The organism is Frateuria sp. GZRe14, assembly GCF_051900395.1.
GTDB lineage: Bacteria > Pseudomonadota > Gammaproteobacteria > Xanthomonadales > Rhodanobacteraceae > Frateuria_A > Frateuria_A edaphi.
Window position 1 is genome coordinate 1,714,036 of record NZ_JBHZGJ010000001.1, and the last position, 21,396, is coordinate 1,735,431.

General features: G+C 66.6%; 21 protein-coding genes. 12 read left to right on the forward strand and 9 right to left on the reverse strand.

Translation table 11 applies throughout. The features are described from left to right. Positions 1-46 precede the first annotated feature (46 nt). The gene (hisF, locus tag ACFWZ1_RS07905) at positions 47-841 is read left to right on the forward strand and encodes an imidazole glycerol phosphate synthase subunit HisF (RefSeq protein ID WP_439666002.1); all 795 of its coding nucleotides are present in this window, start codon (positions 47-49) and stop codon (positions 839-841) included. Beyond that, on the forward strand, positions 838-1,449 hold the full coding sequence (gene hisIE, locus ACFWZ1_RS07910) for a bifunctional phosphoribosyl-AMP cyclohydrolase/phosphoribosyl-ATP diphosphatase HisIE (RefSeq protein ID WP_439666003.1): 612 nt from the start codon (positions 838-840) through the stop codon (positions 1,447-1,449). Before hisF ends, hisIE begins: the two co-directional genes overlap by 4 nt. Before the next feature lie 104 nt (positions 1,450-1,553). On the opposite strand, the gene ACFWZ1_RS07915 is transcribed toward hisIE, so the two are convergent. The 4 genes from ACFWZ1_RS07915 to ACFWZ1_RS07930 all read right to left on the reverse strand — a co-directional run bounded on the left by ACFWZ1_RS07915 (position 1,554) and on the right by ACFWZ1_RS07930 (position 4,566). Beyond that, a complete protein-coding gene (locus ACFWZ1_RS07915; protein ID WP_439666004.1) occupies positions 1,554-2,570 on the reverse strand; it encodes a C13 family peptidase in 1,017 nt (338 codons plus the stop codon). Positions 2,571-2,578: 8 nt separating this feature from the next. Further along, positions 2,579-3,265, reverse strand: a complete 687-nt coding sequence (gene mtnC / locus ACFWZ1_RS07920) for an acireductone synthase (protein WP_231325372.1) — start codon at positions 3,263-3,265, stop codon at positions 2,579-2,581. Positions 3,266-3,379: 114 nt separating this feature from the next. Then, positions 3,380-3,934, reverse strand: a complete 555-nt coding sequence (locus ACFWZ1_RS07925) for a 1,2-dihydroxy-3-keto-5-methylthiopentene dioxygenase (protein WP_231325374.1) — start codon at positions 3,932-3,934, stop codon at positions 3,380-3,382. Beyond that, a complete protein-coding gene (locus tag ACFWZ1_RS07930) occupies positions 3,931-4,566 on the reverse strand; it encodes a methylthioribulose 1-phosphate dehydratase (protein WP_439666885.1) in 636 nt (211 codons plus the stop codon). Before ACFWZ1_RS07930 ends, ACFWZ1_RS07925 begins: the two co-directional genes overlap by 4 nt. Positions 4,567-4,736: 170 nt before the next feature. On the opposite strand from ACFWZ1_RS07930, the gene ACFWZ1_RS07935 reads away from it, so the two are divergent. After that, positions 4,737-5,072 carry a high-potential iron-sulfur protein gene (locus ACFWZ1_RS07935; protein WP_231325378.1) on the forward strand — a complete coding sequence of 112 codons (336 nt, stop codon included), beginning with the start codon at positions 4,737-4,739 and terminating at the stop codon, positions 5,070-5,072. 476 nt (positions 5,073-5,548) lie between these two features. Here ACFWZ1_RS07935 and ACFWZ1_RS07940 read toward each other — a convergent pair whose 3' ends face one another. Continuing rightward, a complete protein-coding gene (locus tag ACFWZ1_RS07940; protein WP_231325380.1) occupies positions 5,549-7,003 on the reverse strand; it encodes an amino acid permease in 1,455 nt (484 codons plus the stop codon). Between the two features lie 73 nt (positions 7,004-7,076). Next, positions 7,077-8,561, reverse strand: coding sequence for an amino acid permease (locus tag ACFWZ1_RS07945; protein WP_439666005.1), 1,485 nt, complete (start codon positions 8,559-8,561; stop codon positions 7,077-7,079). A gap of 161 nt (positions 8,562-8,722) precedes the next feature. Here ACFWZ1_RS07945 and ACFWZ1_RS07950 point away from each other — a divergent pair, with 161 nt between their 5' ends. Beyond that, complete coding sequence (locus tag ACFWZ1_RS07950; protein WP_439666006.1) at positions 8,723-9,268, forward strand: NUDIX hydrolase; 546 nt, start codon at positions 8,723-8,725, stop codon at positions 9,266-9,268. 16 nt (positions 9,269-9,284) lie between these two features. Here ACFWZ1_RS07950 and ACFWZ1_RS07955 read toward each other — a convergent pair whose 3' ends face one another. The 3 genes from ACFWZ1_RS07955 to ACFWZ1_RS07965 all read right to left on the reverse strand — a co-directional run bounded on the left by ACFWZ1_RS07955 (position 9,285) and on the right by ACFWZ1_RS07965 (position 13,899). Then, positions 9,285-9,812, reverse strand: coding sequence for a 3-hydroxyanthranilate 3,4-dioxygenase (locus tag ACFWZ1_RS07955; protein ID WP_439666007.1), 528 nt, complete (start codon positions 9,810-9,812; stop codon positions 9,285-9,287). Between the two features lie 201 nt (positions 9,813-10,013). Continuing rightward, a complete protein-coding gene (gene parE, locus ACFWZ1_RS07960; protein WP_439666008.1) occupies positions 10,014-11,903 on the reverse strand; it encodes a DNA topoisomerase IV subunit B in 1,890 nt (629 codons plus the stop codon). Positions 11,904-12,099: 196 nt separating this feature from the next. Further along, on the reverse strand, positions 12,100-13,899 hold the full coding sequence (locus ACFWZ1_RS07965) for an aminopeptidase P family protein (protein WP_439666009.1): 1,800 nt from the start codon (positions 13,897-13,899) through the stop codon (positions 12,100-12,102). 269 nt (positions 13,900-14,168) lie between these two features. Between ACFWZ1_RS07965 and ACFWZ1_RS07970 the strand changes: the two genes are divergently transcribed. From ACFWZ1_RS07970 to mgtE, 8 genes are all read left to right on the forward strand, one after another. Then, the gene (locus tag ACFWZ1_RS07970) at positions 14,169-15,842 is read left to right on the forward strand and encodes a CTP synthase (RefSeq protein ID WP_231325387.1); all 1,674 of its coding nucleotides are present in this window, start codon (positions 14,169-14,171) and stop codon (positions 15,840-15,842) included. Between the two features lie 192 nt (positions 15,843-16,034). Beyond that, complete coding sequence (gene kdsA, locus ACFWZ1_RS07975; RefSeq protein ID WP_231325388.1) at positions 16,035-16,868, forward strand: 3-deoxy-8-phosphooctulonate synthase; 834 nt, start codon at positions 16,035-16,037, stop codon at positions 16,866-16,868. Between the two features lie 13 nt (positions 16,869-16,881). After that, positions 16,882-17,103, forward strand: coding sequence for a hypothetical protein (locus tag ACFWZ1_RS07980; RefSeq protein WP_439666010.1), 222 nt, complete (start codon positions 16,882-16,884; stop codon positions 17,101-17,103). A 12-nt stretch (positions 17,104-17,115) separates the two neighbouring features. Next, positions 17,116-18,414: a phosphopyruvate hydratase gene (gene eno, locus ACFWZ1_RS07985; protein ID WP_439666011.1), complete on the forward strand. Its 1,299-nt coding sequence runs from the start codon at positions 17,116-17,118 to the stop codon at positions 18,412-18,414. Positions 18,415-18,433: 19 nt separating this feature from the next. Further along, a complete protein-coding gene (gene ftsB / locus ACFWZ1_RS07990; RefSeq protein ID WP_231325391.1) occupies positions 18,434-18,757 on the forward strand; it encodes a cell division protein FtsB in 324 nt (107 codons plus the stop codon). A 1-nt stretch (position 18,758) separates the two neighbouring features. Further along, the gene (ispD, locus tag ACFWZ1_RS07995) at positions 18,759-19,457 is read left to right on the forward strand and encodes a 2-C-methyl-D-erythritol 4-phosphate cytidylyltransferase (protein WP_439666012.1); all 699 of its coding nucleotides are present in this window, start codon (positions 18,759-18,761) and stop codon (positions 19,455-19,457) included. Beyond that, a complete protein-coding gene (ispF, locus tag ACFWZ1_RS08000) occupies positions 19,448-19,921 on the forward strand; it encodes a 2-C-methyl-D-erythritol 2,4-cyclodiphosphate synthase (protein ID WP_439666013.1) in 474 nt (157 codons plus the stop codon). The genes ispD and ispF overlap by 10 nt, the downstream gene beginning before the upstream one ends. Continuing rightward, positions 19,918-21,303, forward strand: a complete 1,386-nt coding sequence (gene mgtE / locus ACFWZ1_RS08005) for a magnesium transporter (RefSeq protein WP_231325394.1) — start codon at positions 19,918-19,920, stop codon at positions 21,301-21,303. Before ispF ends, mgtE begins: the two co-directional genes overlap by 4 nt. Positions 21,304-21,396: the final 93 nt, after the last annotated feature.

Below are 21,396 nucleotides of genomic sequence, written 5' to 3' on the forward strand. Positions count from 1 at the left end.
TCGGAATGGACGGCAGAGCGCCGCGACGGTCACGCGGGAGGTCTCCGTGCTGAGCCGACGCATCATTCCTTGCCTGGATGTGCGCGACGGTCAGGTCGTCAAGGGCGTGCGCTTTCGCGACCACGCGGTGGTCGGCGGCGTCGTCGAGCTGGCGCTGCGGTATCGCGACGCGGGGGCGGACGAGCTGGTGTTCTACGACATCACCGCCAGCCCGGAGGGGCGCGCCGTCGACAGAGCCTGGGTCGAACGGGTGGCGCGGGAGATCGACATCCCCTTTTGCGTGGCCGGTGGCATCCGCAGCGTCGATGAGGCGCGCGCGGTACTGCACGCCGGGGCGGACAAGGTATCGATCAATTCGCCGGCGCTGGAGCGGCCAGCGCTGATTGCCGAACTGGCCGCGGCGTTCGGCGTGCAGTGCGTCGTCGTCGGCATCGATTCGCTGCGCGATGCCGATGGGCAGTGGCGGGTGCGCCAGTACACCGGCGATCCGTCGCGCACGCAGGCGCTGCCGCGGCGCACGCTGGACTGGATCGTGGAGGCGCAGCGCCTGGGCGCCGGCGAGATCGTGCTCAATTGCATGGGCAGCGACGGCGTGCGTGGCGGCTACGACCTGGCGCAACTGGCCGAGGCGCGCGCGGTCTGTGGAGTGCCGCTCGTCGCCTCCGGCGGTGCCGGCGCAGCCGAGCATTTTCGCGAGGTGTTCGCCCAGGCCGATGTAGATGGCGCGCTGGCGGCCAGTGTGTTCCATTCCGGCGCGATCGAGGTGTCGGCATTGAAGCAGTGGCTTTCCGGGCATGGCATTGCGGTGCGCGTGACGACGGAAACCGGAGGTGTGCGATGACCGAGGCGCTCGACTTCGCCAAGGGCGGCGGCCTGGTGCCCGCGATCGTGCAGCATTGGCTGACCGGCGAAGTGCTGATGCTGGGTTATATGGATGCCGAAGCGCTGGCGGCCACGCAAGCGAGCGGCCTGGTGACCTTCCACAGCCGCAGCAAGGGGCGCCTGTGGACCAAGGGCGAGAGTTCGGGGAACGTGCTCCGGATGAGGAGCCTGCATGTCGACTGCGACGCGGATACGCTGCTGGTGCTCGCCGAGCCGGCCGGGCCGACCTGCCATCGCGGCACGTCCAGCTGCTTCGACGGAGCACGGCTCCCCTTGGGTTTTCTCGCCGAACTCGATGCGCTGGTCGCCCGGCGGGCGGTCGAGCGGCCCGCCGGCAGCTACACCACGCAACTGTTCGAGGGTGGCATTCGCCGCATCGCCCAGAAGGTTGGCGAGGAAGGCGTGGAGACAGCACTTGCCGCTGTCGCGCAGGACGATGCGGAGTTTCTAGGCGAAGCTGCCGACCTGCTGTTCCACCTCACGGTGGCCCTGCATGCGCGTGGACTGGGACTCTCGCACGTCGCTGCCCTGCTGTCAGATCGGCACGCGCAGCAGTCGGTGAAGTGATCGGCCCCACCTTGCAAGAGCGCACCCTGTGCGCAACCGTCATGCATGCATCCGCCCAGGCGTCCACCGTTATCGGTCGCGCAGGGGTGTGCTCCTACGGGGGCTCAGTGATGGGCAGCCAGCGGAGCGGATTGCCGTGGTTGCTGGAAGGGCACGGCCGGGCCCGGCTTCAGGCCCTGGCGCCATCGCGCCAGCTGCTCGGCGATGCCTTTGCCGATCGCCATCTGCGGCTCGGACGGCAGCAGTCGCTCCTGTCGCTCCCACTTCGTGATCTCGCCTTTTGCCTGCGCGAAGGCGGCGATGAAGTCGGGCGTGTGGTTCAGCGCATCGATCAGCCATGCGCGGCCGAAGTAGGTTGCCGCCGAATCGTTGCCACAGCCGAACGAACTGCGGTCGCTGCGCGCAGCGGTGAGTACCAGGGTGCCCTCGCCCTGCAGCGAGGGGATGAATCCGCCGGAGTAGCAGGCGTTGACCACCACCACCTTCCACTTGAATGGGCGCGCCGCGAGGATCGCGCCAAGGTCCTGCGCGCCGATCTGGTCCAGCGGCAGCGGGTCCATGTCCACGAGCAGGGTATGGTCTTCGCTGCCGTGAGTGGAAAGGTAGAGGAGCAGGACGTCCTGTCGTGGGTCCATGGCGTCGGCCAGTCCATCGAGGGCGCTTTCCAGGTTGCTCCAGGTGGCCAGCGGCCGGGTGGATAGCGTGTCCGGGGAGTTCTCGAGCACCAGCGCGTGCGCCGTGGCGCCGAAGCGCCGGGTAAACAGGCGCGCGGCGTACTCTGCTTCGTTGTGGAAGACGTCCTCGCTGCCGTCGCCGGCGAAGGCGAGCAGGTAGAGATTTGGCCTGCCCGGGACGCGTGGACCGAGCCGGGCGAGCGCGGCATCCAGCAGCTGTGGTTGGGTGTAGAGCACCTGCTCGGGCGTCGGTGCCTGTTCCGGCCAGTCATCCTGCGGCAACGCCGGGGCTTCGGCGTCGTCGAGCGGCGGCTGCGTGGCGACCCGGGCGATCGCCGGCACGCGCGATGCCTGGCCGGCCGGGTGGTGAGGGAGCCAGCCCTGGGCCAGCAGCATCGCCAGAATGCCGGCGGCAAATGCGAGCAGGGCGATCAGGCTTGCGCGCATTGCAGGTCTCAGGGTTCGATGGCGTCGAAATCCGCGTAGGCGCGATGGCGCGGCTCGGACGGCATCGCCTGTGGTGCACGGACGAGCCAGCCGGTCTGCATGCCGGCGGTGCCTGCGGCATCCAGTTCCTCGACGATGTCGGACAGGAACAGGATGTGCTCCGGGCGTTCGCCGATCGCTTCGGCGATCTTCGCGTACGAGTCGGATTCGCGCTTGGGGCCGGTTTCGGTGTCGAAGTAGCCGGCGAACAGCGGCGTCAGGTCCCCCGCGTCGCTGTAGCGGAAGAACAATCGCTGCGCCGGTACCGAACCGGAGGAATAGACGTACAGGTGCAGGCCGTCGGCGCGCCAGCCATGCAGGCGTGCGGATACTTCGGGATAGACGTGCGCGCGGTATTCGCCAGCCTCGTAGCCTTCCTTCCAGATCATCCCCTGCAGCGCCTTGAGCGCGGTGGATTTGCGGTCCTGGTCGATCCAGCCCAGCAACAGCTCGATGATTTCCTGGCGGCTGGCCTCGATGATGCCCGCTTCCTTGGCCGCCTCGTGCAGCCAGTGCTGCACTTCGGGCCGGTCGGCGTGCGTTTCGACGAAGGCCGGCAGGCGCTTGCGGGCGTACGGAAACAGCACGTCCTTGACGAAATCGATCGAACTGGTGGTGCCTTCGATGTCGGTGACGATGGCGCGGATGGTGGTCATGGGCGGCACGTGTCCGGAAAGACGGCAAGGATAGCCGAGCTCCCGCATGGCGGGCTTCAACCCACGGGAGCCTCGCTGCGAATCCACGGCGGGCTGACGCCCGCTTCGCGAGGCTTAGCGAGAGCCCGGATCCATCCGCGGGAAGCGTTCGGCGATGTCGGTGCCGGTGAAGTTGGCGACCCAGCCGTCCTTGTTGGTGAACAGACGGATGGCGACGAAGTAGGGCGATTCGCTCATGTCGAACCAGTGTGGCGTGCCGTCAGGTACGCCGATCAGGTCGCCTGCCTCGCACAGCACGTCGTACACCTTGCCTGCGAGGTGCAGGGTGAACTGGCCGCTGCCGGCGACGAAAAAGCGCACCTCGTCCTCGCTGTGGGTGTGTTCGCTCAGGAATTTCTTTCGCAGCGCCGCGCGGTCCGGGTGATCAGGCGCCAGGCTGATGACGTCGACCGACTGGTAGCCCTCTTCGCGCATCAGGCGGTCGATGTCATCGCGGTAGGCGGCGACGACTTCTTCCTGACTGGCCCCCGGAGCAATGGGCGCATTGGCCTCCCACTGCTCGAAGCGCACGCCGACCTGGCCGAGCTCGCGGGCGATCTCGGCCGGTGCGGTATGCACGGAAACCGGCGTGGACGGCTGGGTGTCCTCGAAGATGCGCAGGCGGCTCATGCGGACAGTCTCCTCAGGTCGAGTTCGCAGCCGAGCAGGAATTCGAGCGCCTCGAGATGACGGCGCGCCTCGGCCATGTCGGCGCCCCAGGTGTAGATACCGTGGCCGTCGATCAGGTAGGCATGCAGCGGCTTGCCGGCATCCAGCCAGGCGTCGATGCGCTCGACCAGCTCGGGCATGTGCTGCGTGTTGGGGAAGACCGGGATCTCCAGCACGCTATCGTGCGTGGTGTAGCCGGTGATCGCCTTCTGCAGTTCCCAGCCTTCCAGCCGCACCGCGCCCTCGCGGGCGAACAGCCGCGAGGCCACGCTCTGCGTGCGCGAATGGGTATGCAGGACCACCTGCGCCTGGGGCAGGCGACGGTAGGCCTGCGTGTGAAGCTCGGTTTCGGCGCTGGGGCGCGCGCGCGTGCCGACCGCATGGCCGGCCATGTCGACCAGCATGATGTCCTCGCGCCCCAGGCGACCCTTGTCGCGGCCGGAGATGGTGATGGCAACCACCTCCTCGTTCACGCGCATGGAGAAATTGCTGCTGGTCGCCGGCGTCCAGCCCAGTGACGCGAGCTCGCGCGCGGCCTCGGCGACGGCGTCCGCGCAAAGCGCGAAACGGGATGGATCGACGGAAGAGGCAATTCCTGCATGGGTATTTGGACGTCCAAACGGTGCGCGACTATAACACGCCGGCCTGTGCGACCAACGGCAAATGCGAGTCGTTCTCGCAAGTCAGGTGGAATTGACGTTCGCGGCGTACCATCGCGACAGGCTGCCGCGTCCGCGGTGGCGGAAACAACGGAGGTTCAACTATGTCGCAAGAAAAAGACATCGAATCGCGTCGACGCTTCCTGAAGGTCGCGGCCGGCACGGCGGCGGCCGCCGCGGTGGTCGGTGGCATGCCACGCTTCGCGCGCGCCGCTGATCTGCCGCATGTGGCCGAGTCCGATCCGACGGCGAAGGCGCTCGATTATGTCGAGGACGCCAGCAAGTCGAAGAACCCGAAGCATACGGCGGGCGCCGTGTGTTCGAACTGTCAGTTCTTCACTGACCCGACCGCCAAGGCTTACGGTCCTTGCCAGTTGTTCCCCGGCAAGGCGGTGAACGCCAAGGGCTGGTGTGTCTCGCACACTACCAGGAAGGCCTGAGCACGCACACACGCGTTCGATGCGCGAGGCGCACTGAAAGATTTGCGTGCGTGGAGATTGGCCGAATGGCCTGTCTGAAAAATGCTGCCCAGACGCGTCAGGCTGAGGAGCTGACCCGCCTGACGCGCCGGGCGGCGATCCGGGGCCCACTGCCAAGTGATCAACCCTCGGAGCACGGATGATACTCCCGTGAGGGGCGGTTCGGGCGATCGGTGCCGGATTTTTTCTCGGAAAACTTCCGTTAAAGCCTTTTTTTTCAAGGACTTAGGAAGAAAAATTGTTTGCGGTCCGCAACTCGGGCAGTTGTAATAATTTTATTAAATGTTGCGTCCGCCTGCGAACGTCGTTCAACGGTCGGGTTCGTGAATCCGTCGGGACGCGCCGCGATCGATGCGACGCGAGTGCAGGACCTCACGCACTGGGGCGCAGGAAGGACAGAAGCCGCCCTTGCGATGGGGGACGGTACTTACCGCCACTTAGTTGGCGGCTGAGCTCGATGCCTTTCGCAACTGACTGTGCCGACGGCCGTAGGCGAAGTAGATGACCATGCCGATCACCGTCCAGATGCCCAACATCAGCCACTGATACCAGTTCTCCCAGTACAGCAGCATCAGGCAGCTCAGCACGCCCAGCGTGCAGACCACTGGCGCCCACGGCACGCGGAACGTGCGCGGCAGTTCCGGCTGGGTATGGCGCAGGATCAGCACGCCCGCGCAGACCGCAACGAACGCGATCAGCGTGCCCATCGAGACCAGGTCACCCAGGATGTCGAGCGGGAATACCGCGGCCAGCGCGGCGATGCCCAGGCCGGTGATCACCGTGTTGATGTGCGGCGTGCGGTAGCGCGGATGGATCTTCGCGAATACCGGCGGCAACAAGCCGTCGCGGCCCATGATCATGAAGATGCGCGGCTGCGCGATGATCATTACCAGTACCACGGATGACAGGCCGATCAACGCGCCGACCTCGACCAGCCAGCGCAGCCATTCCAGTTCGGCATGCGCCTTGACCGCCGTGACCACCGGCTCGGCCGTGCCCAGCAGCTTGAATGGCAGCAGGCCGGTGATCACCGCTGCCATGCCCACGTAGAGCACGGTGCAGATGGCAAGCGAGGCGATCGTGGCGATCGGGAGGTCGCGCTGCGGGTTTTTCGCTTCCTGTGCCGCGGTCGAGGTGGCCTCGAAGCCGATGTAGGCGAAGAACACCAGGGTGGACGCCCGCATGATGCCTGACCAGCCGTAGGTTTCCGGCCCTTCGTTAGCCGGGATGAACGGGTGCCACAGCTCCGGATTCACGTAGCGCCAGCCGGCGACGATCACCACCACGATCAGGCCGACCTTGAGCAGCACCATGGCGACGTTGGCGCCGCTGGATTCGCGGATGCCCACGTAGCAAAGCCAGGTCAGCGCCAGCACGATCGCGACCGCGGGCAGGTTGAACAAGGCGCCGGTTCTCACCAGGTGTCCGCCCGTGTAGGCAAGGGGCGCGGTCGTGAGCGCGGCGGGCAGGTGGATGCCGACATGGTCGAGCAGGCTGACGAAATACCCCGTCCAGCTGACCGCGACCGCCGAGGCCGAAACGCCGTACTCGAGCACCATGTTCCAGCCGATAAACCAGGCGACCAGTTCGCCCAGCGTTGCGTAGGCATAGGAATAGGAGCTGCCCGACATCGGGATCAGCGTGGCGAATTCCGCATAGCACAGCGCGGTAAAGCTGCAGCACACTGCAGCGATGACGAAGGCGAGGATCACCGCCGGGCCGGCGTGCTCGGCCGCGGCCTGCCCCGTGATCACGAAGATGCCGCCGCCGATCACCGCGCCGATGCCCAGTGCGGTCAGCCCCCAGGGGCCCAGCGTGCGGCGAAGGCCGGGACCGTGCGAGTCGTCGACGTCGGAGAAATCGGTCTTGCGGGCGAGCAGTTGCTTCAGCATGGGCATTCCGGACATGAAACCGGCACGGTTTTCACCGTGCCGGCAGGGTTTCACTGGAGAGGCGACGCCAACGTCAGACCGGTTCGGTGCCGTTGGCCAAATGGCTCTTGCGGTACCCGTAGAGGTAGTACACGACCAGACCCACAGCCGCCCAGCCGAAGAACACGTACATGGTCACCTTCGACAGGTTCAGGAAAAGCAGCAGGCAGCCCAGGACGGCGAGAGGGCAGACGATCCAGGCAAACGGGGTGCGGAACGACCGCGGACGATGAGGCTGCTTGACGCGCAGGATAAGCACGCCCAGCGCCACCATCATGAACGCGAAAAGCGTGCCGGAATTGGTCACGTCCGCCAGCGCGCCCACCGGGAACATCGCGCCGAACAGAGACACGAAGACGCCGGTGATCATCGTGATCACGTGAGGCGTGTGGTAGCGCGGGTGGATCTTCGCCAGCGAGCTCGGCAGCAGGCCATCGCGGGCCATGGTGAAGAAGATGCGGGTCTGGCCGTAGGTCATCGTCAGGATGACCGAGGGCAACGCGAGGCTGGCCGCCGCGCCGATGAAGTTGCCCCACCACGGATGGTCGAGCAGCCGCACCGCATGGGCCAGCGCTTCCTTGCTGCAAACAAGCGCCTGGGACGCCTGGCACGCAGCGGCCATGGCGGGGGTGCCCGGCTGGATCGCGGACCCGTCCGGGGCGACCACCGGCTGCGCGCCGACGGAGCCGATAGCGCCATAGCTCACCAGCAGGTAGTAGACCGTACATACGCCGAGTGCGCCGAGCAGGCCGATCGGGATGTTGCGGTTCGGATTCTTGGTTTCCTCGGCCGCCGTGGAGATGGCATCGAATCCGACGTAGGCGAAGAAGATCGAAGCCGCGGCGCCAAGCACGCCGATGCCGCCCATCGGGCTGCCCCAGCCGTTGGGCGTGAAGGGCTGGAAATTGGCGTCCTGGACGCGCGGCAGCGCAATGATGATGAAGACCGTCAGGGCGATCACTTTGACCAGCACGAGCACGGCATTGACCTTGGCCGACTTGCTGGTGCCCACGACGAGCAGGGCGGTGATGACCAGGCCGATCAGGCAGGCAAAAAGGTTGAAGCCGCCGCCATCCAGCGGACCGACGCGGAGGAACATCGGCAACCCGAGCCCGCGGCTGGCCAGGAGCCCGTTGAAATAGCCGGCCCAACCCACGCACACGGTGCTGGCGGCAATCGTGTACTCCAGTACGAGCGCCCAGCCCACGACCCAGGCGAGCCCTTCGCCCATCACGCCATAGGTATAGGTGTAGGCCGATCCGGCGACCGGCACCATGGAGGCAAGCTCTGCGTACGCAAGCGCGGCCAGGCCGCAGACGACGGCGGCGATGATGAAGGAAATCATCATGCCGGGGCCGGCTTTCTGGCCCGCTTCAGCGGTGAGCACGAAAATGCCGGTGCCGATGATCGCGCCAATGCCCAGCATGGTGAGCTGGAACGGACCGAGCTGGCGGACGAGGGATTTCTTTTCGGCGGTAGCGAGAATCTGGTCGAGCGGCTTGACGCGCTTAAACAGCATAGCGTTCCCCATGAAAGACGGCGTGCTCCCCGACCCTTGCGTTAGCCACGCGTCGAGCCGATGTGACGGGCAACCTTAGCCGAGCGTGACTGGGGGTACAAGCGCCACGAGACATGCGTGGACGCCGTTAGAATTGCCGTTTGACCACCGCCCGAACCATCATGCCCGAAACATCGACCTGCCGGCTTGGCGACGCGCTGCACCGGCATGGACTGGCCTGTCCGGATGACCCGTGTGTGAGCGGGTTCCTGCGGTTCCTGGCCAGCGCGGATGAGGTGTTCGAGCGCTCGCACCCGCCCGGGCATTTCACCGGTTCGGCCTGGCTGGTGAGCGCCGATGGCGAGCGCGTGCTGTTGACGCATCACCGCAAGCTCGGCCGCTGGTTGCAACTGGGCGGCCATGCCGACGGCGATCGCGACCTCGCGCGTGTCGCGTTGCGCGAGGCGGAGGAGGAATCCGGTCTGGGCAACCTCGTCGTGGAACCGGAGATCTTCGATCTGGATCGCCACCTGATTCCCGCTCGTGGCGAGGTACCGGCGCACTGGCACTTCGACGTGCGCTACGTCGTGCGCGCGACAGGCAGCGAAGCGTTTGCCGTCAGCGAGGAGTCTCTGGATCTGGCCTGGCGATCCATCCGGACCATCGCACAGGACCCGCAGGCGGACGCATCGTTGCGGCGCATGGCGCAGCGATGGCTCGCCCGCTAGAAGCCACCATGGAAGATCAGGCCGATTCGTAGCGCGCAGGTGCCGGATTGAGATGTCCGCAGGCGTCGCAGGTGCGGGCATCGCGCGACCCATAGAAGCGATTGAACACCGGCGGGAAGTCCTGCTCGATGCTCTGCAGGGTGAAATATTCCTCGTACAGCTTGTGGTTGCAGCGTTCGCAGAACCACAGCAGGCCATCCTGCTCCCCAGTGACGCGCCGGCGTTCGATCACCAGGCCGACCGACTCGGGCATGCGCTGCGGCGAATGCGGCACGCGCGGCGGCAGGTAAAATACTTCGCCCGCGCGAATGGGGATGTCGCGCGCGACACCTTCGTCCTGCACCTTGAGCACCATCTCGCCCTCGAGCTGGTAGAAGAATTCGGGGCCTTCGTCGTGATGGTAGTCGGTGCGAGCGTTCGGGCCGCCGACGATCATGACGATGAAGTCGCCGTCCACGATGCATTTGTTGCCGACGGGCGGCTTGAGCAGGTGACGGTGTTCGTCGATCCAGCGTTGCAGGTCGATGGGCGGAAGCAGGGCCATGGCTGAGCTCGGCGTGTGGAAAAGCCTACCTTAGCGCCGGAGGGCGGGGCGCGCGCGATGGCTAATCCGGTCGCTGTTGGGCCGGGAGCGAAAAGCCGGCGTCTCAAGCTGCCCTTCGCAATGGCCGCGCCCATGTCGCCTGCGCGGCACAGGACCGGCATGCCTTGCAGCATGCTGGCCGTGGCGCCTGCCAGCGAGCGGTCAGACCTCCAGCGTGGCCAGGTCGCCCTTTTCTTCCAGCCAGCTCTTGCGGTCGCCGGCGCGTTTCTTGGCCAGCAGCATGTCCATCAGCCTGGCCGTGCCTTCGCTGTCGTCCACGGTCAGCTGCACGAGGCGGCGCGTGTCCGGATGGATGGTCGATTCGCGCAGCTGCGCCGGGTTCATCTCACCCAGGCCCTTGAAGCGGGTGACCGAGACCGCGCCCTTCATTTTCTCGCGCTCGATCTTCTGCAGCATCGACTGTTTCTCGGCCTCATCCAGGCAGTAGAAGACCTGCTTGCCCACGTCCACGCGGAACAGCGGAGGCATCGCCACGAACACGTGCCCCTCGCGCACCAGCGAGGGGAAGTGACGCAGGAACAATGCCGAGAGCAAGGTGGCGATGTGCAGGCCGTCGGAGTCGGCATCCGCTAGGACCACCACCTTGCCGTAACGCAACCCGGAGAGGTCGTCCTTGCCTGGGTCGCAGCCGATGGCCACGGCGAGGTTGTGCACCTCCTCGGAGGCGAGCACGGAGGTGGATTCGACCTCCCAGGTGTTCAGGATCTTGCCGCGCAATGGCAGGATTGCCTGGAACTCCTTGTCGCGTGCCTGCTTGGCGCTGCCACCGGCCGAATCGCCCTCTACCAGGAAAAGCTCGGTGCGGGTGAGGTCGGTGGCGGTGCAGTCGGCCAGCTTGCCGGGCAGGGCGGGGCCCTGGGTGATCTTCTTGCGCACCACCTGCTTGGCCGCCTTGAGGCGCGCACTGGCGCGCTCGATCGCCAGTTGGGCGATCCTTTCGCCCAGGTCCACGTGCTGGTTGAGCCACAGGCTGAAGGCATCGTGCACCACGCCCTCGCATAGTGCCGCGGCGTTGCGCGAGGACAGGCGTTCCTTGGTCTGGCCGGCGAACTGCGGATCCTGCAGCTTGGCCGAGAGCACGAAGGCCAGGCGTTCCCACACGTCCTCGGGCGCCAGCTTGACGCCGCGCGGCAGCAGGTTGCGGATGTCGCAGAACTCGCGGATGGCGTTGGTCAGGCCACTGCGCAGGCCGTTGACGTGGGTGCCGCCCTGCGCGGTGGGGATCAGGTTGACGTAGCTCTCCTGCACCAGCTCGCCTTCGGGCAGCCAGGTGAGGGCGACATCCAGGCCTTCGGTGTCGCGGGCGACGTGGTGGACGAACAGGTCGGCCGGGATCGCCTCGGCGCCATCGAGCTCGCCGCGCAGGTAATCGCGCAAGCCATCCTCGTAGTACCACTCACTCGTTTCACCGCTGGCTTCGTCGACCAGCTTCACGCTCAGGCCGGCACAGAGCACGGCCTTGGCGCGCAGCAGGTGCTTGAGCTTCGGCAACGAGATCTTCGGCGAGTCGAAATACTTCGGGTCGGCCCAGAAACGCACGGTGGTGCCGGTTTTCCGCTTGGGCACCGAACCGATGACTTCCAGTTCGCTGACGCGGTCGCCATGCTCGAAGGCCATGCGGTATTCGTTGCCGTCGCGGCGGATGGTCACTTCCACGCGCTGCGACAGCGCGTTGACCACCGATACGCCCACGCCGTGCAGGCCGCCGGAGAAGTTGTAGTTCTTGCCGTTGAACTTTCCGCCGGCATGCAGGCGGGTGAGGATCAGCTCCACGCCCGGCACGCCTTCCTCCGGATGGATGTCCACCGGCATGCCGCGGCCGTCGTCGCTGACCTCGACGGAGCCGTCAGCGCGCAGTACCACTTCGATGGCCTTGGCGTGCCCCGCCAGCGCCTCGTCCACGGAGTTGTCGATGACTTCCTGCGCCAGATGGTTCGGGCGGGAGGTGTCGGTGTACATGCCGGGGCGGCGTTTGACGGGATCGAGGCCGGAAAGGACTTCGATGTCGGCGGCGTTGTAGCGACTGCTCATGCGTGGGGTCGGTCAGGGGACGGAAACGTTGCAGGATGGCGAGAGGCGGGCGGGGTGGTCAAGCGGGCTTGCCGCGAAGTGCGCGGCCATCCGTCTTCTGCGCCCTCCCCCCGTTGCGGGCGAGGGCGCGATAGGAGGCACTGGAGCGGTGGTGCACTGGCCCCATTCATCGGCGACGGAAGCGCTCCTGACGGAATCACAACGGTGCGCAATGCCGCTCCAGCCACGCCAGGTCCGCATCCTCCAGCAGCGGTGCCAGCGCCGCCCGCACGGTGGCGTGATAGTCATCCAGCCAGGCGCGTTCTTCAGGATTGAGCAGGCCCGGTTCCAGTGCGCGGCGATCGAACGGGCACAGTGTCAGCGTTTCGAAAGCGTAGAACTCGCCGAACTCGGTCTGGTCCGCCTGCACCACCACCGCCAGGTTCTCGTGCCGGATGCCGTGGCGCGCGGGCTTGTAGAGGCCTGGCTCGATCGAGGTGATCATCCCCGGTTCCAGCGGCACCAGCGCGCCGTTGGGCGAGGGCGGGCGGATGGAATGCGGGCCTTCGTGCACGTTGAGGAAGTAGCCCACGCCGTGGCCCGTGCCGTGTCCATAGTCCAGGCCGCTGGCCCACAGCGGTGCACGCGCCAGCGCATCGAGCTGCGGGCCACTGGCGCCCTTGGGAAAGCGCGCGCGGGAGAGCGCGATCAGTCCCTTCATCACCAGCGTGGCGTCGCGGCGCTGCTCCGCGGAGGTTTCGCCCAGCGCCAGCACACGCGTGATGTCGGTGGTGCCGCCCAGGTACTGGCCGCCCGAGTCGACCAGCAGCAGGCCCTTGCGCTGCAAGGTGCTGTGCGCCTCGGGCGTGGCGCGATAGTGCGGCAGGGCGCCATTGGCCTGGTAACCGGCGATGGTGGCGAAACTTTCGCCGACGAAATCGGGTTGTGCCGAGCGCTCTTCGCGCAGAAGCACGTCGACGTCCAGCTCGGTCTGGGTCATGCCCGCGGCCAGGCGCTCTTCCAGCCGACGGAAGGCGCGTACCAACGCGGCGCCATCGCGGCGCATCACCTCGCGGATGTGTTCGAGCTCGGCTTCGGTCTTGCGGGCCTTGAGGGCTGTCGACGGGTTGGGCGCCTCCACGCGGTCGGCCGCCGGTCCGATAGCTTCGGCTACAGTGCAGACGACCCGCGCCGGATCAAGCAGCAGGCGTGCGCCTTTGCCCAACTCGGCCAGGGCATCGGTGACGGTGGCGTAGTCGGCGATGCGCACATTGTCGGCCTTGAGTGCGGCCACCAGGGCATCGGAAAGCTTGCCGCGGTCGACGAACAGCGTGGCCGGTCCGTCCGTTTCGACCAGCAGATGGCCCAGAAATACCGGGTTGCATTCCACATCGCTGCCGCGCAGGTTGGTCAGCCAGGCTATGTCGTCCAGGCTGGAGACCAGGTGGTGCGTAGCCTGCTGGCGGCGCAGGCTGGCGCGCAGGCGCTCCAGCTTTTCCGCGCGGGTGCTGCCAGGGTAGCCGGGCGGGTGCTCGAACACCGGCGCCTTGGGCAGGACGGGGCGGTCGGTCCAGGCCTCGCCGGGCAGGTCCAGGTCGGTGCGAACGTGTGCGCCGGCCTCGTCCAGCAGGCCCTCGACCTGCTTGCGGGCGGCGACGGACAGACTGTCCCCAGCCACCGCCAGCACGTCGCCGCCTTTCAGGTGCTGCTGCAGCCACTGCAGGTGTTCGGGGGCGTGCGAGACCTTCTGCTTCTTGAGCGCCACGCCCGTGCCGGCCAGTTGCTGTTCGGCCTGGGAGAAATAGCGCGAATCGGTCCACAGGTCGGCCGTGTCGGCGGTGACCACCAGCGTGCCGGCCGAGCCGGTGAAGCCGGAAAGCCACTCCCGCGCGGCCCAGTGGGCAGGCAGGTATTCGGACAGGTGGGGATCGGCGGAAGGAATCAGGCAGGCGGCGACGCCGTGCTTCTGCATGGCCTGGCGCAGGGCGACCAGGCGGGAAGGGATGGGGTTGGTCATTCGCCCATGCTATCGCCTTCCATCCTCGACCGGTCACGCCTACCTAGGCGTGCGGCGCCAGGGTGGAAAACGCTGCCGGGGCTTTTTCGGGGGCGCCTTCGACTTGGGCGCGGCGCGCCTGCGCCGGGCGAACGATGTGAGGTTATGAGGGACCCGCACCGTGGTTCCACGCCGCCGGAGAGGCCCAAGCGTGAACCGCACCACCGGAATGTCTCGCCGCCGGGCCCGTCACCCGCTAAAATGCCGAATTTCCAGCACGGCTGCATTCCATGACCCCCCTGATTTTCGTCACCGGCGGTGTGGTGTCCTCGCTCGGCAAGGGCATCGCGGCGGCGTCGCTTGCGTCCATCCTCGAGGCGCGTGGGCTCTCGGTCACCTTGATGAAGCTCGATCCCTACATCAATGTGGATCCGGGCACCATGAGTCCGTTCCAGCACGGCGAGGTCTACGTCACCGACGACGGCGCCGAGACCGACCTGGATCTGGGTCACTACGAGCGCTACGTCCACACGCGACTGACCGGCAAGAACTCGATCACCACCGGCAAGATCTACGAGAGCGTGATCCGCAAGGAACGCCGCGGCGACTACCTGGGCGCCACCGTGCAGGTGATCCCGCACATCACCGACGAGATCAAGCACTGCGTGCACGAGGCCACCCGTGGCTTCGACGTGGCGCTGGTGGAGATCGGCGGCACGGTGGGCGACATCGAGTCGCTGCCATTCCTGGAGGCAATCCGCCAGTTGCGCATCGAGCACGGGCCGGAAAAGTGCCTGTTCATGCACCTGACCCTGGTCCCGTTCATCAAGGCTGCCGGCGAGATCAAGACCAAGCCGACCCAGCATTCGGTCAAGGAGCTGCGCTCGATCGGTATCCAGCCTGACATCCTGCTGTGCCGCTGCGAGGAGCCGCTGCCGGATAGCGAACGGCGAAAGATCGCCCTGTTCACCAACGTTCCCGAGAACGCGGTGATCAGCGCGATCGACGTGGACGTGATCTACAAGACCCCGTTGTGGCTGCACAGCCAGGGGCTGGACGACATCGTGGTGCGGCGGCTGGGGCTCGACGCCAAGCCGGCCGACCTTTCCAGCTGGCGCCGCACCGTCGAGGCGGTCGAGCACCCGAAGGACGAGGTCACCATCGCGATCGTCGGCAAGTACGTCGAACATAAGGACGCCTACAAGTCGCTCGGCGAAGCGCTGCGCCATGGCGGCATCAAGCAGCAGACCCGGGTCAACCTGGACTGGATCGATTCGGAACAGGTCGAGGCCGAGGGCGCGCAGAAGGTGCTGGGCAAGGCCGACGCCATCCTGGTGCCGGGCGGCTTCGGCAAGCGCGGCTTCGAGGGCAAGGTGCTGTCGGCAAGGTACGCACGCGAAAACGGCGTGCCGTACTTCGGCATCTGCTACGGCATGCATGCGGCGGTGGTGGACTTCGCTCGCAACGTGGCGGGCCTGAAGGATGCCGATTCGAGCGAGAACGATCGCAACACCGCCAACCCGGTGATCGCGCTGATTACCGAATGGACCACCGCCGCCGGCGAGACCGAGCAGCGCAGCGAACACTCGGACCTGGGCGGCACGATGCGCCTGGGCTCGCAGGAGGCGCGCCTGAAGACCGGCACGCTCGCGCGCGAGACGTACGGCCAGGAAGTGGTGCGCGAGCGCCATCGCCACCGCTACGAATTCAACAACCGCTACCGGCAGGATTTCGAGGATCTGGGCCTGGTGGTGTCCGGCAAGTCCATGGACGACCTGCTGGTCGAGATCGTCGAGCTCCCGCAGCAGAAGCACCCGTGGTTCCTGGCCTGCCAGGCGCATCCGGAGTTCACCTCCACGCCGCGCGACGGCCATCCGCTGTTCATCGGCTTCGTCGAGGCGGCGCGCGAGTACAAGGCGATGCGCGAGGGAGAGAAGCTGGCGAGCGCGCAGGCGAGGGCATGATGGCCTTGCCCCACGTGCCTCGTTCCAGATGAACGGTGTGGCGCCCAACAGAGCGCGGGCGTCATTCCCGCGAAAGCGGGAACCCACTTTGCTCTTGGTTATTCCTTTGGAGATGGACTCCCGCTTTCGCGGGAATGACGTCCCGAGGGGTAGCGGCTCGCCGGCCAGGCGATGCACCGACAGGAAATACCTATGAAGCTCTGCGGTTTCGAAATCGGTCTCAACCAGCCCCTGTTCCTGATCGCCGGCCCCTGCGTGGTCGAGTCCGAGCAACTGCAGGTGGACACCGCCGGCAAGCTCAAGGAAATCACCGGCCGGCTGGGCGTGAACTTCATCTTCAAGTCCAGTTTCGACAAGGCCAATCGTTCTTCGGGCCAGAGCTTCCGCGGCCCGGGGCTTGAGGAAGGCCTGCGTGTACTGTCCGAGGTCAAGCGCCAGCTCGGCGTGCCGCTTCTCACAGACGTGCACGAGTACACGCCGATGAACGAAGTGGCCGCGGTGGTCGACGTCCTGCAGACTCCCGCCTTCCTGTGCCGCCAGACCGACTTCATCCAGAACGTGGCGCGCGCCGGCAAGCCGGTGAACATCAAGAAGGGCCAGTTCCTGGCGCCGTGGGACATGAAGCACGTGGTCGCCAAGGCCAAGGCCGTGGGCAACGACGACATCATGGTGTGCGAGCGCGGCGCGAGCTTCGGCTACAACAACCTGGTCTCGGACATGCGTTCGCTGAGCGTGATGCGTGAGACGGATTGCCCGGTGGTCTTCGACGCCACGCATTCGGTGCAGTTGCCCGGCGGCCAGGGCGCGAGCTCGGGTGGCCAGCGCGAGTTCGTGCCGGTACTGGCGCGCGCGGCGGTCGCGGTCGGCGTGGCCGGCCTGTTCGCCGAGACGCATCCGGACCCGAGCAAGGCGCTCTCCGACGGCCCCAATGCCTGGCCGCTGGACAAGATGGAGGCGTTGCTGGAAACCCTTATGGAACTGGACGCCGCGACCAAGCGTCACGGCTTTCTCGAAAACACACTCTGACCGGGGGACGAGCATGTCCACGGAAGACTCGCTGGTCCGGCTGTTGACGGAAATCCGCGACGTCCAGCGCGAGCACCTGGAGCTTTACCGGAAGAACAGCGAGACGGCGATCGCCAAGCAGAACCAGGCACTGGACGTGACCCGGCGCTTCCAGGGGTTCTACCGGTTGGTGGTCGCTGTGCTGTTCGCTGGTATCACGGCTTTGCTGTTTTGGTTTTCCAAGTACATCGATTAGGGACATCACCCAATGACGACTCAGATCACCCGCATCCACGCCCGTGAAATCCTCGACTCGCGCGGCAACCCCACGCTGGAAGCCGAAGTCACCCTGGACGGGGGCGCGTTCGGCCGGGCCGCGGTGCCCAGCGGCGCCTCGACCGGTTCGCGCGAGGCGGTCGAGCTGCGCGACGGCGACAAGGCGCGCTACGGCGGCAAGGGCGTGACCAAGGCGGTCGCCAACGTCAATGGCGCGATCGCCACTGCGCTGAAGGGTTTCGACGCGGCCGACCAGAAGGGCCTCGACGACAAGCTGATCGCACTGGACGGTACGCCGAACAAGGGCAAGCTGGGTGCCAACGCGCTGCTGGGCGTCTCCATGGCTGCGGCGCACGCGGTGGCCGCCTCCCGCGGCGAACCGTTGTGGAAGTACCTCTCGCATGACAAGCCTGGCAGCCTGCCGGTGCCGATGATGAACATCATCAACGGCGGCGCACATGCGGACAACAATGTCGACGTGCAGGAGTTCATGGTGCTGCCGGTGGGCGTGCCGAACTTCGCCGAGGCGCTGCGCGCCGGCGCGGAAATCTTCCACGCGCTCAAGGCCGTGCTCAAGGGCAAGGGCCTCAACACCGCGGTCGGCGACGAGGGCGGCTTCGCGCCGAACCTGCGCTCCAACATCGAGGCGCTGGACACCATCCTGGAGGCGGTCGGCAAGGCCGGCTACAAGGTCGGCAGCGAGATCCTGCTGGGCCTGGACGTGGCCAGCTCCGAGTTCTTCAAGAACGGCAAGTACGACCTGGAAGGCGAGGGCAAGGCCTACGCGCCGGAGCAGTTCGTCGATCTGCTGGCCGGGTGGGCGAAGCAGTATCCCATCGTCACCATCGAGGACGGCATGGCCGAGGGCGACTGGGACGGCTGGAAGCTGCTCACCGACAGGATCGGCAAGGAAGTGCAGCTGGTCGGCGACGACCTGTTCGTCACCAACCCGTCGATCTTCCGCGAGGGCATCGAGAAGCACATCGCCAATGCGATCCTGATCAAGGTCAACCAGATCGGCACGCTGTCCGAGACGCTCGAAGCCATCGCCATGGCCGACGCGGCGAAGTATGCCGCCGTGGTCTCCCATCGTTCGGGCGAGACCGAGGACACGACCATCTCGGACATCGCCGTCGCGACCACCGCGACCCAGATCAAGACCGGCTCGCTATGCCGCACCGACCGCGTGGCCAAGTACAACCAGCTGCTGCGCATCGAGGAGGCTCTGGGCAGTGCCGCCCGCTACGCCGGTCGCGACGCATTCCCCAACCTCGCCCGCCTGCCGGGCTGACGCGGAGTCTGCAACGTCCATGCTGCGCTGGATCGCCCTGGTCTTGCTCGTGATCCTGATCGGTCTGCAGCTCAAACTGTGGACCGGCAGCGGCGGCATGCACGAAGTACAGACGCTGCGCGCCGCCGTGCAGAAGCAGACCGGCGAGAACGACAAGCTGCTCCAGCGCAACCAGGCGCTGGCGGCCGACGTCAGCGACCTCAAGCATGGCGAGCAGGCGGTCGAGGCGCGCGCCCGCGCGGAGCTGGGCCTGATCAAGCCCGGCGAGACCTTCTACCAGGTGGTCGAACGACCGGCCGGCAGCGCCAGTGCCCCACCGGCCAGCGACGGCGGCGGGCACTGACATGGCCCCGCTGTGGTGCGTGATACCGGCCGCCGGACGCGGCACCCGGGTCGGCGGCGATTGCCCCAAGCAGTACCTGCCGTTGGCGGGGCGCGCACTGATCCTGCACACGCTGGAGCGGTTGGCGGCGCACCCGCGCATCGCCGGTTTGATGGTCTCCCTGGCGGCCGACGACGGGCACTGGCCCGGCATCGACAACCTGGGTGGCAAGATGGTGCTCACGACGATCGGTGGTGGGGAGCGCGCCGACTCGGTATTGGCAGGCTTGCGCGCGCTGCCAACCGAAGTCGCCCAGCAGGATTTCGTGCTGGTGCATGACGCGGCGCGTCCCTGCATTCGCGCCGCCGACGTCGAACGGTTGGTCGACCACGCCTCCGCGGGCGACGGTGGCCTGCTTGGTGCGCCGCTGAGGGATACCCTCAAGCGCGCGGACGAGAGCCAGCGCAGCATCTCTACCGAGCCACGAGAACAGCGCTGGCGCGCCTTCACGCCGCAGATGTTCCGACGCGGGCAGCTTGTGGCGGCACTGGAAGCGGCCACCCGCGCGGGCGTAGTGGTGAGCGACGAGGCGATGGCGATGGAGCGGGCAGGCTACGCGCCGCGGCTGGTGGAAGGCGCGGAGGACAACATCAAGGTGACCACGGCCGCGGATTTCGCGCTGGCCGAGTTCCTGCTGACGAGGACGGCGCGATGCGGATAGGGCAGGGTTTCGACGTGCACGCATTCGGCGAGGGCGATGTCGTCGTGCTCGGCGGCGTGCGCGTCCCGCACCGTCGGGGCGTGGTCGCCCATTCGGATGGGGACGTGGTGATCCACGCTTTGTGCGATGCCATTTTCGGCGCCCTGGCGCTGGGCGACATCGGCAGGCATTTCCCGCCCTCGGACGATCGCTGGCGCGATGCGGACAGTCGCCAGTTCCTGCGGCACGCAGCCCTCTTGATGTCGCAGCACAACTACAGGCTCGGCAATGCCGACATCACGGTGATCTGCGAAACGCCAAAGGTCGGGCCACACGCCGAGGCGATGCGCGCCAACCTTGCCGAAGACCTCGCCTGCGAGGTCGCCCGTATCAGTATCAAGGCCACTACCACTGAAAGGCTCGGTTTCACGGGCCGTGGCGAAGGCATCGCGGCGCAAGCCTGCGTGCTGCTGGAGCGCGCGTGAGCGAGGCCGAAGCCCGCGGCGCCAACCGGCTGCACGAGCAGCTGGAAGCCATTACCGAGCTGCTGGCGCGGCTGGTCGAGGATCCGACGCCCGAGCACCAGGCCGAACTGCAGCAGCGGCTCGATGAACTGCACCCGGCCGACATCGCCTTCGTGCTGGAATCGCTGCCGCTGGATGAGCGCCTGGCCGTCTGGCAGCGGGTGAAAGCCGACCGCGACGGCGAAATCCTGCTGGAAGTCTCCGATGCGGTTCGCGAATCGCTGATCGCGGACATGGACCAACGCGAGATCCTCGCCGCGGTGGAGCCGCTGGATGCGGATGAACTGGCCGACCTGGTCGAGGACCTGCCGACCGAGGTGCTGCCCGAGCTGATGGCCAGCCTCGACGCGCAGCAGCGCGAGCGGGTGCAGTCGGCGCTGTCCTGGGAAGAGGACCAGATCGGCTCGCTGATGGATTTCGAGATGGTCACGATCCGCGAGGATGTGAGCCTGGAGACCGTGCTGCGCTACCTGCGCCGGTTCGACGAGCTGCCCGCGCAGACCGACAAGTTGTTCGTGATCAATCACGACAACCTGCTCACCGGCGTGCTGCCTGTGCATTGGCTGCTGGTCAATCCGCCCGAGAAGATGGTCAGCGAGGTGATGGCGCCGGACGTCAACACCTTCCACCCCGCCGACGACGCTTACGAGGTGGCGCAGGCATTCGAGCGCTACGACCTGGTGACTGCGCCGGTCGTGGACGACGGTGGCCGGCTGATCGGGCGCATCACCGTCGATGCGATGGTCGACGTGATCCGCGAGGAAAGCGAGAGCGACGCCCTGAACCGCGTCGGTCTGCGCGAGGAGGAGGATATCTTCGCCTCGGTGTGGGCCAGCTTGCGCAACCGCTGGTCGTGGCTGGCGATCAATCTGGTCACGGCCTTCATCGCCTCGCGCGTGATCGGGCTGTTCGAAGGCGCGATCGAGAAGCTGGTGGCGCTGGCCACGCTGATGCCGATCGTCGCCGGCATCGGCGGCAACTCGGGCAACCAGACCATCACCATGATCGTGCGCGCGCTGGCGCTCAACCAGATCACGCCCGACAGCGCCAAGCGGCTGTGGCGCAAGGAACTGGCCGTGTCGCTTTTCAACGGCCTGGTCTGGGGCGGGGTGATCGGCGTGGTGGCCTGGCTGCTCTACGAGAACATCGCCCTTGGCGTGGTAATGACCGCGGCCATGACGCTCAATCTGCTGCTTGCCGCGTTCTGCGGCGTCGGCATCCCGATGCTGATGATGAAGTTCGGTCGCGACCCGGCGCTGGGATCGAGCGTGCTGATCACGGCGATGACCGACAGCGGTGGCTTTTTCATCTTCCTCGGGCTCGCCTCGCTCTTTCTCATGTAGCGGCCCTTGCAGCAGCCTATCTGCTGGCGACCCACAAGCATCGCCCACAAGTGACTCCGGCAGAGCCGGAAGAGCCCATCGATCAAAGGACCG

Coding starts and splice junctions, on each gene's coding strand:
- hisIE (WP_439666003.1), top strand. CDS start 838: ATGACCGAGGCGCTCGACTTCGCCAAGGGCGGCGGCCTGGTGCCCGCG.
- ACFWZ1_RS07915 (WP_439666004.1), bottom strand. CDS start 2,570: ATGCGCGCAAGCCTGATCGCCCTGCTCGCATTTGCCGCCGGCATTCTG.
- mtnC (WP_231325372.1), bottom strand. CDS start 3,265: ATGACCACCATCCGCGCCATCGTCACCGACATCGAAGGCACCACCAGT.
- ACFWZ1_RS07925 (WP_231325374.1), bottom strand. CDS start 3,934: ATGAGCCGCCTGCGCATCTTCGAGGACACCCAGCCGTCCACGCCGGTT.
- ACFWZ1_RS07935 (WP_231325378.1), top strand. CDS start 4,737: ATGTCGCAAGAAAAAGACATCGAATCGCGTCGACGCTTCCTGAAGGTC.
- ACFWZ1_RS07940 (WP_231325380.1), bottom strand. CDS start 7,003: ATGCTGAAGCAACTGCTCGCCCGCAAGACCGATTTCTCCGACGTCGAC.
- ACFWZ1_RS07945 (WP_439666005.1), bottom strand. CDS start 8,561: ATGCTGTTTAAGCGCGTCAAGCCGCTCGACCAGATTCTCGCTACCGCC.
- ACFWZ1_RS07950 (WP_439666006.1), top strand. CDS start 8,723: ATGCCCGAAACATCGACCTGCCGGCTTGGCGACGCGCTGCACCGGCAT.
- ACFWZ1_RS07955 (WP_439666007.1), bottom strand. CDS start 9,812: ATGGCCCTGCTTCCGCCCATCGACCTGCAACGCTGGATCGACGAACAC.
- parE (WP_439666008.1), bottom strand. CDS start 11,903: ATGAGCAGTCGCTACAACGCCGCCGACATCGAAGTCCTTTCCGGCCTC.
- ACFWZ1_RS07965 (WP_439666009.1), bottom strand. CDS start 13,899: ATGACCAACCCCATCCCTTCCCGCCTGGTCGCCCTGCGCCAGGCCATG.
- ACFWZ1_RS07970 (WP_231325387.1), top strand. CDS start 14,169: ATGACCCCCCTGATTTTCGTCACCGGCGGTGTGGTGTCCTCGCTCGGC.
- kdsA (WP_231325388.1), top strand. CDS start 16,035: ATGAAGCTCTGCGGTTTCGAAATCGGTCTCAACCAGCCCCTGTTCCTG.
- ACFWZ1_RS07980 (WP_439666010.1), top strand. CDS start 16,882: ATGTCCACGGAAGACTCGCTGGTCCGGCTGTTGACGGAAATCCGCGAC.
- eno (WP_439666011.1), top strand. CDS start 17,116: ATGACGACTCAGATCACCCGCATCCACGCCCGTGAAATCCTCGACTCG.
- ftsB (WP_231325391.1), top strand. CDS start 18,434: ATGCTGCGCTGGATCGCCCTGGTCTTGCTCGTGATCCTGATCGGTCTG.
- ispD (WP_439666012.1), top strand. CDS start 18,759: ATGGCCCCGCTGTGGTGCGTGATACCGGCCGCCGGACGCGGCACCCGG.
- ispF (WP_439666013.1), top strand. CDS start 19,448: ATGCGGATAGGGCAGGGTTTCGACGTGCACGCATTCGGCGAGGGCGAT.